Raw genomic sequence first — 11993 nt, 5'->3', positions numbered from 1 at the left:
TCAAGGACTGACGCCCATGATTCCATTGCCGGACCTGCTGATTTTCGCCGCCGCCGCGTTGCTGATGGTGCTCACACCCGGCCCGAACATGATCTACCTGATTTCCCGTTCGATCTGCCAGGGCCGCAAGGCTGGCGTCACCTCCCTGCTGGGTGTGGTGGCGGGCTTCTTCGTGCACATGTTTGCCGCGGCGGCGGGGCTGACGGCGGTGTTCCTGGCGGTGCCCATGGCGTATGAAATATTGAAGTGGGCCGGTGCGCTGTACCTGTTATGGCTGGCCTGGCAGGCGGTCAGGCCCGGCGCACGCTCACCGTTCCAGGCCCAGCAATTGCCCGCGGATTCGACGCGCAAGCTGATCACCATGGGGTTTCTCACCAGCGTCCTGAATCCAAAGATTGCAGTGTTTTACCTGTCGGTATTCCCGCAGTTCATCAGCCCGGAACACGGTTCGTTGTTCACCCAGAGCATCATCCTGGGCCTGACCCAGATCAGCGTCAGTTTCAGCGTCAACCTGCTGATCGCCCTGTTCGCCGCCGGCATTGCCGCCTGGTTTGTCCATAACCCCACCTGGCTGGCGGCGCAGCGCTACTTCATGGGCTTTGTGCTCGGCGCGCTGGCGTTGCGCCTGATGCTTGAGCAACGGCGTTCGGCGTGAACATTCGACGGCTCGCCGCGGGTGATGCCCAGGCGTATCGCGACCTGATGCTCCAGGCCTACGCGCTTCATCCCCAGGCCTTCACCTCCAGCGTCAGCGAGCGGGCGGCGATGCCGATGAGGTGGTGGGAATCACGTCTGAGCAGTCGACTCGATGTGTTGTTGGGGGCGTTTGTCGAGCATGAACTGGTTGGCATTGTCGGGCTGTCCCTGGAGCCGCGGGAAAAAGCCCGGCACAAGGCCACGCTGTTCGGCATGTATGTCACCGCCGCCTATTGCCATCGGGGGCTCGGCTACCAATTGCTGCAAGCGGCCCTCGACGAAGCCCGCCGCCACAGCTTTTTGCGCCTGGTGCAACTGACCGTCACCGCCGGCAACGCCCCGGCCCTGAAGCTCTATCAGCGTTGCGGCTTTGTGCAATATGGCCTCGAGCCGCAGGCGATACGAGTGGGCGAGGACTACCTCGACAAGATCCATATGTGGCGCGAACTGTAAAACCTAGCATGACGATTGAGCTTTTGTGGCGAGGGGATTTATCCCCGTTGGGCTGCGAAGCGGCCCTAAAACAGCGAGCTCAATTTTCCTGACACACCGAGTTGCCTGGTTTGGGGGCCGCTTCGCAGCCCAACGGGGATAAATCCCCTCGCCACATGAAGAATGCCCGTCAGCGCACGGCGCTGACACCGTCGAGGGTCGAAAACGAGGTGTCCTTGGCCGTCAGTAGAAAGTCGCGCATGTACGGCGCATCGAGCATGTCGGTGCGCACCGCCGCATACAGCGTGGCGAACAAGCCTTTTTCCCCCAGCCGCTTGGCTTTCACATAACCGCGTGAACTGTATTCATGCAGGGCCCAGTGGGGCATGCCGCAGACGCCACGACCGCTGGCCACCAGTTGCATCATCATCACCGTCAGTTCAGACGTGCGCACCTGGGCCGGCTCGATGTCGGCCGGTTCCAGGAAACGGGTGAAGATGTCCAGGCGATCGCGCTCTACCGGGTAGGTGATCAGGGTTTCGCTGACCAGGTCTTCGGGCACGATGTAGGGTTTGCCCGCCAGCCGGTGCTGGTTGGCCACGGCGAGCATCGCTTCGTAGGTGAACAGCGGCACGTAGGTGATGCCCGCCAGTTCCAGCGGGTCGGAGGTCACCACCAGGTCCAGGTCGCCCCGGGCCAGGGCCGGCAGCGGCGCGAAGGCGAAGCCCGAGGCCAGGTCCAGTTCGACTTCCGGCCAGGCGTCGCGGAACTGGTCGATGGTGGGCATCAGCCACTGAAAGCAACTGTGGCACTCAATGGCCATGTGCAAACGTCCGGCGGTGCCACCGGCCAGCCGGCCGATGTCCCGCTCGGCGCTGCGCAACAACGGCAAGGTCGCGTCGGCCAGTTGCAGTAAGCGCAGGCCGGCGCTGGTGAAGCGCACCGGTTTGGTCTTGCGCACGAACAACTGCATGCCCAAGCGTTCTTCCAGTTCCTTGAATTGGTGGGAGAGCGCGGACTGGGTCAAATGCAGGCGTTCGGCGGCTTCGACCAGACTGTCGGCTTCGCGCAGGGCATGCAGGGTCTTGAGGTGGCGGATTTCAAGCACCGTGGGCTCCATGAGTAAAACTCGTGATCAACACGAAAAGGTTGAGTTTGTCTCATGTGGGGCTGGCTGTCGACAATGGCGCCATCTTTTACAGGAGGACACACACCATGGCCCTGGCCCACACCTTAGGTTTTCCCCGCATCGGCGCCGACCGCGAACTGAAAAAAGCCCTCGAAGCCTACTGGAAGGGCGACCTGACAGCGGCCGCACTGCAAGCGGTGGGCCGTGAACTGCGGGCTCGGCACTGGCAACTGCAGAAAGATGCCGGCATCGACCTGCTGCCGGTCGGTGATTTCGCCTGGTACGACCAGGTGCTCAGCCACACGTTGACCCTGGGTGCCGTCCCGCCGCGATTCCACAACACCCTCGATGCCCAGGCCAAGCCGACCCTCGACACGCTGTTCGCCATGGCCCGAGGCGCCAGCGCGGCTTGCTGCGCTGCCGATCACGGGCAAGCGCAATACGCTCAGGAACTGACCAAGTGGTTCGACACCAACTACCACTATCTGGTCCCGGAGTTTACCGCCGACCAGCGCTTCGCCCTGAGTTGGGAGCAACTGTTCGACGAAGTGGATGAGGCCCATGCCTTGGGCCATCGGGTCAAACCGGTGATCATCGGTCCTTTGACCTATCTGTGGCTGGGCAAGGCCAAGGGCGAGGACTTCGACAAACTCGACCTGCTGGAGCGCCTGCTGCCGGTCTACGGTGAAATCCTCAATCGCCTCAAGGCCCAGGGCGTTGAGTGGGTGCAGATCGACGAGCCGATCCTCACCCTCGACCTGCCCCTGGCCTGGAAAAGTGCGTTCGAGCGGGCCTATCACATCCTTCAGTATTCGCCGCTGAAAAAACTGGTGGCGACCTATTTCAGTGGCCTGGAAGACAACCTCGGTCTGGCGGTGAGCCTGCCGGTGGACGGTTTGCACATCGACGCGGTGCGGGCGCCGGACCAACTGGGCCAGGTACTCGACCGCCTGCCCACCTACAAGATCCTGTCGGTGGGGCTGGTCAATGGCCGCAATGTCTGGCGCTGTGAGCTGGAACAGGCGCTGGCGCAATTGCAGCCGGCGCAGGAGCGTTTTGGCGACAACCTCTGGGTCAGCACCTCTTGCTCACTGTTGCACAGCCCCGTGGACCTGGAACGTGAAGACCGGCTCGATCCCGAACTCAAGAGCTGGCTGGCTTTTGCTGTGCAAAAGTGCGGGGAAGTGGCGGTATTGCGCGATGCACTCAACGATCCACAAGCTCCCGGTGTGCGGCAGGCCCTGGCCGACAGCCGTGACGTGCAGGCTCGTCGGGCCGACTCGACACGCATTCACAAAGCCGAGGTCCAGGCGCGCCTCGCCGCGATAGGACCCCAGGACAGTCAGCGGCGCTCGCCGTTTGCCCAGCGCATCGAACAGCAGCGCGTTCAGCTGAAACTGCCCGCTTTTCCTACCACTACCATCGGCTCCTTCCCGCAGACGCCAGCGATTCGTCTGGCGCGCCAGGCCTACAAGCAAGGCAAGCTGTCGGCCAACGATTATCAGGACGCCATGCACACCGAGATCCGCCACGCCGTGCAGATCCAGGAACGCCTGGGCTTGGACGTGCTGGTACATGGCGAAGCCGAGCGCAACGACATGGTGGAATATTTCGCCGAGCAACTGGACGGCTATGCTTTCACCCGTTTCGGCTGGGTCCAGAGCTACGGTTCGCGTTGTGTGAAACCGGCGGTCATCTATGGCGACATCAGCCGGCCGAAAGCCATGACCGTCGACTGGATCCGCTACGCACAAAGCCTGACCAACAAGGTGATGAAGGGCATGCTCACCGGCCCCGTGACCATGCTGATGTGGTCGTTCCCGCGCGAGGACGTGTCGCGTCAGGTCCAGGCGCAACAACTGGCCCTGGCCCTGCGTGACGAAGTGCTGGACCTGGAAAAAGCCGGGATCAAAATCGTGCAGATCGACGAGGCCGCGTTCCGCGAAGGTTTGCCCCTGCGCCGTGGGCAATGGCAGGCGTATCTGGATTGGGCGGTGCAAGCGTTCCGCTTGAGCGCCTCGGGCGTGGGCGACGAAACCCAGATCCACACCCACATGTGCTACAGCGAGTTCAATGACGTGATCAAGGCCATCGCCGCCATGGACGCCGACGTTATCACTATTGAAACCTCGCGTTCGGACATGGAGTTGCTGGACGCGTTCGAAGCGTTCGAGTACCCCAACGACATCGGCCCAGGTGTGTATGACATCCACTCGCCACGGGTGCCGGACACGGCGGAGATGGTCGCGTTGATGAGCAAGGCGGTGAAGCGGATTGCGGCGGACCGACTGTGGGTCAACCCCGATTGCGGCTTGAAGACCCGGGCGTGGCCGGAGACCGAAGCCGCGTTGGTGAACATGGTGGCGGCGGCGCGGCAGTTGCGGAGTCAGTTGGCCTGAAGCCCGAATACTCTTACAGGCATGCACCTGACCTGTGGCGAGGGGATTTATCCCCGCTGGGCTGCGAAGCAGCCCCCCAGATCTATCAGGTTTATTGAGTTGCTGGGTTGGGCCTGCTGCGCAGTCCAGCGGGGATAAATCCCCTCGCCACAGGGGAAGTGCTCTGCTTTGCTTCATTTGACCGGGTGGAGCGACCATTTGGCAATCTTCATCAAACTGTCACGCAACTGTGGCAGCGCGCTTGAACAAACTTCATCAGACTCGCGCTCTACTGGGGTTCTGCGTTTTGGTGTTTCTTCATGCGTGTATTTATCTTCCTGGCCGCGTTGTTATTCGGCCTGCCGTCGATGGCGGCTTCTCGCTGTGATGTCAATGTTGCGACCCAACGGGTCGATCTGGATCAGGTCAGCCTGGCGTACCAGAGCATCGGCCGTGCCTCCGACCCGGCGTTGTTGCTGGTGATGGGCTTGGGCGGGCAGTTGATCCACTGGCCGGACGAAGTGGTGGCGGCCCTGTGCGAGCAGGGCTTTCGGGTGATCCGCTACGACAACCGCGACGTGGGTCTGTCCGCCTGGCGCCAGGCGCCCGGCAGCGCCAACCTGGCCTTTGAGGCCTTGCGTTACAAGCTGGGTTTGCCCGTGGCCGCTCCCTACACCTTGACCGACATGGCCGACGACGGGCTGGGGTTGATGGACGCGTTGCAGGTGCAGCGCTTTCACGTACTGGGGGTGAGCATGGGTGGCATGATCGCCCAGCACATGGCGGCCATGGCGCCGCAGCGGGTAGAGAGCCTGACCCTGATCATGACCAGCTCCGGCGCCGAAGGCCTGCCGGCACCCAGTGAAACGCTGGTGAAGCTGTTGTCCCGGCGCAGTGCGCCGAATCGTGAAGTGGCCCTGGAACAACAGGCCGATCTGTTGGCCGCCCTGGGCAGCCCGATGGTGGTGGATGATCGTCAGGCACTGTTGCATCAGGCCGCCCAGGCCTATGACCGGGCCTTCAACCCCGAAGGCGTGCAGCGCCAGATCATGGCGATCATGGCCGAGCCGAGCCGGGTGGCGCTGCTCAATCAACTGCGCGTGCCGACCCTGGTGGTCCATGGCACCGCCGACCCGTTGTTGCCGGTGATGCATGGTGTGCACCTCGCGGCGCACATCCGCGGCAGCCGCCTGAAGCTGATACCGGGCCTGGCCCACCGGTTTCAAGAAGCGTTCAAGGAACCGTTGCTGGGGGCGGTGTTGCCCTACTTGCAGCAGCATCGCGAAGACACTACGCATTGGGCGCAGATCGAGCCGGTACAGGTGCCCAATCTGCTGTAGCTTTTCCCGTGATAAGGGGACTGATCTGTGGCGAGGGGATTTATCCCCGCTGGGTTGCGAAGCGACCCCAAAACTGGCGCCTCGGTATGTCAGGCTGATCATGTTCGATTGCTTGGGGCCTGCTGCGCAGTCCAGCGGGGATAAATCCCCTCGCCACAGGGGGCTTGCGGTGAAACAGCTAGCGTGTCTGCGCCTGTTCCACCAACCAGCCCATCAGTGCCTGCAATTGCTCCGAAACCTGGGATTTGCGCGGGTACACCAAGTGATAGGCCAACCCGGTCTTGACCTTCAGTTCGAACGGCATCACCAGTCGTCCGGCGCTCAGGTCGTCGCCGATCAGCGACCAGTCGCCAATCGCCACGCCGGTGCCTTGTGAGGCCATGGACATCGCCAGGTCCAGGGTTTCGAAATGTTGGCCTTTGCTGACGTTGCTCAGTTGCACATCCGCTGCCTCCAGCCACGCGTTCCAGTCGCGCTCGTCCGCGGTGGGATGCAGCAGCAGATGGTGTTGCAGGTCGGCGGGCGTGCGCAGCGGCACGGGACCTTCAAGCAGTGGACGTGAACACACCGGGGTCAGTTGCTCATCGAACAGGTGCAGGCCCGCCAGCGATGCATCCGGCGGCGGCCCATAGACCACCGCCGCGTCGAAGGTTTCGCGCTGGAAGTCCACGCCGTGGCGGACGGTGGTCGTCAACTGCACCGGTATGTCCGGTCGTTCCTTTTGCCATTGCAGCAAACGCGGCATCAGCCAGCGCAGCACACAGGTTGGCGCCTTGAGTTGCACGCCCTGGTGTTTTTCGCCGATCTGCTCCACGGCTTCAGCGATCAGGGCGAACACTTGCTGCACCTGTGGCAGCCACGCCTGCCCCTGCGGCGTGAGGCTCAGGCCCCGTGCCTGACGCTGGAACAGCGCATAACCCAAATGTTCCTCCAGCCCGGCGATCTGTCGACTCACCGCGCCTTGGGTGATGTGCAACTGTTCCGCCGCCCGGGTGAAGTTGCAGCACTGGGCGGTGATCAGAAACGTGTGCAGCGCCGGGAGCGGAGGAAGGCGTTTCATTTGGAATCGAGCCATGACGTGGGGACATGGCGAGTATGACTTTTTATCCATTGTTGCGGCTATGGCCTGGCCGTTCCAATAACGCCATTCCCCCGAAAACAAGAAGGGCAGTGGCAATGGCGACGTGCGGCGAAGTATTGGTCAAGTTACTCGAAGGTTATGGCGTGGAGCAGGTGTTCGGGATTCCCGGCGTGCACACCGTCGAGTTGTATCGTGGGTTGGCTCGTTCCAGCATCCGCCATGTGACGCCGCGTCACGAACAGGGCGCAGGGTTCATGGCCGACGGTTATGCCCGGGTCAGCGGCAAGCCCGGTGTGTGCTTCATCATCACCGGCCCCGGCATGACCAACATCACCACCGCCATGGGCCAGGCCTACGCCGATTCGATCCCGATGCTGGTGATTTCCAGCGTGCAGTCGCGCAGCCAGTTGGGCGGCGGGCGCGGCAAACTCCATGAGCTGCCGAATCAGAGTGCATTGGTGGCTGGCGTGGCGGCGTTTTCCCATACGCTGATGTCCGCCGCCGAGTTGCCGGGGGTACTGGCTCGGGCCTTTGCCTTGTTCCAGGCCGGTCGCCCGCGGCCGGTACACATCGAAATTCCGTTGGACGTTCTGGTGGAAGACGCCGATGCGTTGCTCGCCACCACGCCAGTGAATATCTGCCGTGCCGGGGCCGCGCCGAGTGCGGTGGCGCAGATGTCGGCCATGCTGGCGAAGGCGCAGCGGCCCTTGATTTTGGCCGGTGGCGGTGCCATCGACGCAGGCCGCGAACTGACCGAACTGGCTGAGTGCCTCGGCGCGCCCGTGGCACTGACCATCAACGCCAAGGGCTTGTTGCCATCCCGTCATCCCCTGTTGATCGGCTCCACGCAAAGCCTGGTGGCCACCCGCGCGCTGGTGGCCGAGGCCGACGTGGTGCTGGCCATCGGCACGGAGCTGGCCGAGACCGACTACGACATCACCTTCGCCGGCGGCTTCGAGATCCCCGGTGCATTGCTGCGCATCGACATCGACCCGGACCAGACCGTGCGCAACTACCCGCCGCACCTGGCGCTGGTGGCCGATGCCCGCAGCGCCAGCCAGGCCTTGCTCGATGGGTTGAAGCAACAATCCCTGACCCGGCGCGACAGCGATTGGGGCCAGGTGCGTGCCGCGCGGTTACGGGCGGATCTGGACCGGGACTGGGACGTCGCGACCCGCGCGCAGACCTTGTTCATCGACACGGTTTTGCAGGCCTTGCCCGACGCGGTATTCGTCGGTGACTCCACGCAACCGGTGTACACCGGCAACCTGACCTTCAACCCGGAACATCCACGTCGCTGGTTCAATGCGTCCACCGGCTACGGCACCCTCGGCTATGCCTTGCCGGCGGCCATCGGCGCCTGGCTCGGTGGCGTCGACGCCGGTCACGGTCGTCCGCCGGTGGTGTGCCTGATCGGTGATGGCGGCTTGCAGTTCACCTTGCCGGAGCTGGCCAGCGCCGTGGAAGCAGGCGTGCCAGTGATCGTGCTGTTGTGGAATAACCAGGGTTACGAAGAGATCAAGAAATACATGGTCAACCGCGCCATTGAACCGGTGGGCGTGGACATCTACACCCCGGATTTCATTGGCGTCGCCAAGGCCCTGGGTTGCTTTGCACACGCCATCGACGGTGTGGAGTCATTGCGCGCCGCGTTGCTGGCGGCCCACGACCGCCAGGGCCCGACCCTGATCGAAATCGATCAGGCGCGCTGGATGATGGCGGTGGCCCAATGAATTTCCCCACTACACAGGACGGCCTGTACATCAATGGCCAATGGTCCTCGGGTGATCAGCATTTGCGGGTGATCAACCCGGTCACCGAGGCGCTGCTGACCACGGTCAATGGCGGCGATGAGCGTGCGGTCGATCAGGCCCTGAACGCGGCGACCCAGGCGTTGGCCCAATGGTCGAACACCACCGGCACCGAGCGCGCGGCGATTCTGCGCCGTATCGCCGCGGGTGTGCAGGCCGCGCGTGAGCGGTTGATGCACTTGCAATCGAGCAATAACGGCAAGCCCCTGTTCGAAGCGGCCATCGATGTCGACGACGTGGTCGCCACCTTCAAGTATTACGCCGAACTGGCCGAAGGGCTGGACGCCCGGCAGGACAGCCCGCTGCCATTGCCCAGCGAAGACTTCAGTGCCCGCCTGCGCCGCGAACCCTGCGGTGTGGTGGGATTGATCGTGCCGTGGAATTTCCCGATGGTCACCACCGCCTGGAAGCTCGCCCCGGCCTTGGCCGCCGGTTGTTGTGTGGTGCTCAAGCCTTCGGAGGTCACACCGTTGCCGGAGCTGGAACTGGCGTCGATCATCGGCGGCTGTGGCTTGCCGCCGGGTGTGTTTAACCTGATCTGTGGTACGGGCCTGGCCGTGGGGGCGCCACTGGCGAGCGATTCGCGCGTGGCGAAGATTTCCTTTACCGGCAGCAATGCGGTGGGCGTGCAGGTGATGCAACGGGCGGCGGAAACGGTGAAGGGCGTGAGCCTGGAACTGGGAGGCAAGTCGTCGTTGTTGGTGTTGGTCGACGCCGACCTGGAGCTGGCGGTGGAACTGGCCTGTGGTGGCGGTTTCTTCAACGCCGGGCAAATGTGCTCGGCCACCAGTCGCGTGCTGGTCGCCGATGAGCTGGCCGATGAATTCCTGCAACGACTCAAGACTCGCGCCGAAGCGATTCGCGTGGCTGACCCGTTTGACCCTGACGTGGAGATGGGCGCGCTGGTCAACCAGGCGCAATATCAGCGGGTGCTCGGGCACATCGACCGGGGCCTGAGCGCCGGGGCGACGCTGGTGTGCGGCGGGCAGCGACCCGCGCATTTGCCGCGCGGCTATTTTCTACAGCCGACCGTTTTCACCGACGTGCCTGTGGACAGCGAGTTGTGGTGCGAAGAAATCTTCGGACCGGTGCTGTGTGTGCGTCGTTTCAGCACCCTGGAGCAAGCGATCGCCCTGGCCAACGACAGTCGTTTCGGCCTGGTGGCCAGTGTCGTCAGTCGCGATACCGAAGTTGCCGAACAGGTGGCCAATGCTTTGCAGGCAGGGCTGGTGTGGATCAACGCCCCTCAAGTGATCTTTCCCCAGGCGGCGTGGGGTGGTTACAAGCAGAGCAGCATGGGCCGCGAGTTGGGGCCTTGGGGGCTGGCGGCGTTTCAGGAGATCAAGCATGTGGTGCGGGCGGTTTGAACACTAGAGGTGGGTGTCTGTACTGGCCCCATCGCGAGCAAGCTCGCTCCCACAGGGTCCTGCATACGCAGCTCAAAATGTGGGAGCGGGCTTGCTCGCGAAGGGGCCGGCCCAGCCAATACCAGGCGCCGGTCAAACCGTCATCCGCAACCGCGCCAGATCCCGCAGCGGCGGCGCGCCGAACAGGCGGCTGTACTCGCGGCTGAACTGCGAAGGGCTTTCATACCCCACCCGATACCCCGCCGCCGAGGCCTCCAGCCCTTCGGCCAGCATCAGTCGCCGGGCCTCCTGAAGGCGCAGTTGCTTCTGGTATTGCAGCGGGCTCATGGCCGTCATGGCCTTGAAACGGTGATGCAGGGTCGAGACGCTGAGGTTCACTTCCCGGGCCAGGTCATCGATGCGCAACGGTTTTTCGAAATGGCCGTTGAGCCATTTGATCGCCTGGCTGATGCGATGGCTCTGACTGTTGGTGATGGCGATTTCGTAGAGTCGATAGCCCTGGGGGCTGCGCAGCAGACGGTACAGAATTTCCCGGCGCACCAAGGGCGCAAGCATGGCGATGTCTTTCGGGCTGTCCAGCAACCGCGTCAGGCGCAACACAGCGTCGAGCATCGGCGTGTCCAGCCGTTCTACATACAGGCCGCGACCGGTGGGGCGCGTCGGTACGCCCAGCGGGCCCGCGTCGGCGATCAGCGCGGTGATTTCCGCCGGATCGATGTCCAGGCGCAGGGCCAGGATCGGCTGATCGGGCGAAACGCTGGCGACGCAACCACTCAAGGGCATCGAGACCGAGACCACCAGATAATGGAGCGGGTCGTAGTTGAACAATTCGTCCGCCAGGCGCACCTGTTTGCTGCCTTGGGCCATGATGCACAGCGCTGGTCGCGCCAGCACCGGTGCGAATTGATGGGGTTGGCTGTGGCGCGACAGATGCAGCGAGTCGATGGCCGTGGCGTAGCTGCCATCTTCACAGGTATTGCGGCCGATGATCGACGCCAGTTCGGCGCGCTGTTGTTCCAGATACGTGTCCAGCGGGACGTGGGCGTGGTCAAGCGGCGACATGCCGGAATCCTCAGGAAAGGGGGAGCGATGAACAGAGCTTATGTTTGTGCAAGTCGCCGTGGTAGCCACATCCTGTCGAAAGCTTGCCTGATCCTGCACAGCGTATCGAATCGCAGCGGCATAATGTGACCGAAACTTGCTTGAAACCTTTTGTTTCAACTTTCCCGAAACCTCGCAGAGGGTGCGGCCATTGGGGCCGGCTCCCGCGCAGGATTGTGCAATGGGTCGGCAGAAATCGACTAACCCAGCTGGCGTCGTGGCGCTTAACCTTTGATCCTGTCGCAGCCTGTCCCGGGCTGCACAACGGATTACCTGGGAGGGTTGAACATGTCTACACAGATCCCCGTCAGTCACATGGCCTTTGTGCGGGCCCGTTCCGGTTGCTCCAAGCCATTGGGTGCCCGCCTGAGTACGCTGATCGCACCCTCGCGCCAAGCCCCCGGATGCCTGCATTTTGCCTTGCAGCAATCGCAATGCGACGCCGATCTGTGGCTGGTGTCCGGGCTCTGGGTCAATCAACAGGCGATGGATGCGTATTTCAACTCCCCGGCCATGGCGATCTTCGCCGAGCTGGTACAGGACCTGGTGGTGAGCAGCCTGGATTTTCACACCTTCCGTGAAGTGTCCGCCGCCCAGGCGACCGAAGGGTGCCTGGCGAAGGTACACAAACTGGCGGGTTGAAGGTTTAATGAGCGTC

General features: G+C 63.0%; 10 protein-coding genes. 7 read left to right on the top strand and 3 right to left on the bottom strand.

Annotated features, from left to right (window positions below):
* Nucleotides 1-16 precede the first annotated feature (16 nt).
* Both AAIS01_RS01670 and AAIS01_RS01665 read left to right on the top strand, forming a co-directional pair.
* Nucleotides 17-655, top strand: a complete 639-nt coding sequence (locus AAIS01_RS01670) for a LysE family translocator (RefSeq protein WP_343467521.1) — start codon at nucleotides 17-19, stop codon at nucleotides 653-655.
* Nucleotides 652-1149: a GNAT family N-acetyltransferase gene (locus tag AAIS01_RS01665; protein WP_343467520.1), complete on the top strand. Its 498-nt coding sequence runs from the start codon at nucleotides 652-654 to the stop codon at nucleotides 1147-1149. The genes AAIS01_RS01670 and AAIS01_RS01665 overlap by 4 nt, the downstream gene beginning before the upstream one ends.
* A 169-nt stretch (nucleotides 1150-1318) precedes the next feature.
* Here the strand turns inward: AAIS01_RS01665 and metR are convergent, their stop codons facing one another.
* Nucleotides 1319-2236, bottom strand: coding sequence for a transcriptional regulator MetR (gene metR, locus AAIS01_RS01660; RefSeq protein WP_092456541.1), 918 nt, complete (start codon nucleotides 2234-2236; stop codon nucleotides 1319-1321).
* Nucleotides 2237-2343: 107 nt separating this feature from the next.
* Between metR and metE the strand changes: the two genes are divergently transcribed.
* Together metE and AAIS01_RS01650 are read left to right on the top strand one after the other, a co-directional pair.
* Nucleotides 2344-4656, top strand: coding sequence for a 5-methyltetrahydropteroyltriglutamate--homocysteine S-methyltransferase (gene metE / locus AAIS01_RS01655; protein ID WP_343467519.1), 2313 nt, complete (start codon nucleotides 2344-2346; stop codon nucleotides 4654-4656).
* A 299-nt stretch (nucleotides 4657-4955) separates the two neighbouring features.
* Nucleotides 4956-5975 (top strand): alpha/beta fold hydrolase, encoded by a 1020-nt coding sequence (locus AAIS01_RS01650; RefSeq protein ID WP_343467518.1) that lies wholly within the window; start codon nucleotides 4956-4958, stop codon nucleotides 5973-5975.
* A 178-nt stretch (nucleotides 5976-6153) separates the two neighbouring features.
* Here AAIS01_RS01650 and AAIS01_RS01645 read toward each other — a convergent pair whose 3' ends face one another.
* Nucleotides 6154-7035 (bottom strand): LysR substrate-binding domain-containing protein, encoded by an 882-nt coding sequence (locus AAIS01_RS01645; protein ID WP_343467517.1) that lies wholly within the window; start codon nucleotides 7033-7035, stop codon nucleotides 6154-6156.
* 116 nt (nucleotides 7036-7151) lie between these two features.
* On the opposite strand from AAIS01_RS01645, the gene AAIS01_RS01640 reads away from it, so the two are divergent.
* Nucleotides 7152-8789, top strand: a complete 1638-nt coding sequence (locus AAIS01_RS01640; RefSeq protein ID WP_343467516.1) for a 5-guanidino-2-oxopentanoate decarboxylase — start codon at nucleotides 7152-7154, stop codon at nucleotides 8787-8789.
* Entirely contained in the window at nucleotides 8786-10234 is a 1449-nt protein-coding gene (locus AAIS01_RS01635) for an aldehyde dehydrogenase family protein (protein WP_343467515.1), read from the top strand. Before AAIS01_RS01640 ends, AAIS01_RS01635 begins: the two co-directional genes overlap by 4 nt.
* Before the next feature lie 132 nt (nucleotides 10235-10366).
* Here the strand turns inward: AAIS01_RS01635 and AAIS01_RS01630 are convergent, their stop codons facing one another.
* Nucleotides 10367-11296, bottom strand: a complete 930-nt coding sequence (locus tag AAIS01_RS01630; RefSeq protein WP_343467514.1) for an AraC family transcriptional regulator — start codon at nucleotides 11294-11296, stop codon at nucleotides 10367-10369.
* 327 nt (nucleotides 11297-11623) lie between these two features.
* Here AAIS01_RS01630 and AAIS01_RS01625 point away from each other — a divergent pair, with 327 nt between their 5' ends.
* The gene (locus AAIS01_RS01625; protein WP_107321945.1) at nucleotides 11624-11977 is read left to right on the top strand and encodes a putative quinol monooxygenase; all 354 of its coding nucleotides are present in this window, start codon (nucleotides 11624-11626) and stop codon (nucleotides 11975-11977) included.
* Nucleotides 11978-11993 lie beyond the last annotated feature (16 nt).

The organism is Pseudomonas halotolerans, from assembly GCF_039581215.1.
GTDB lineage: Bacteria > Pseudomonadota > Gammaproteobacteria > Pseudomonadales > Pseudomonadaceae > Aquipseudomonas > Aquipseudomonas tehranensis.
This window is presented reverse-complemented; position numbering and strand designations above follow the sequence as displayed.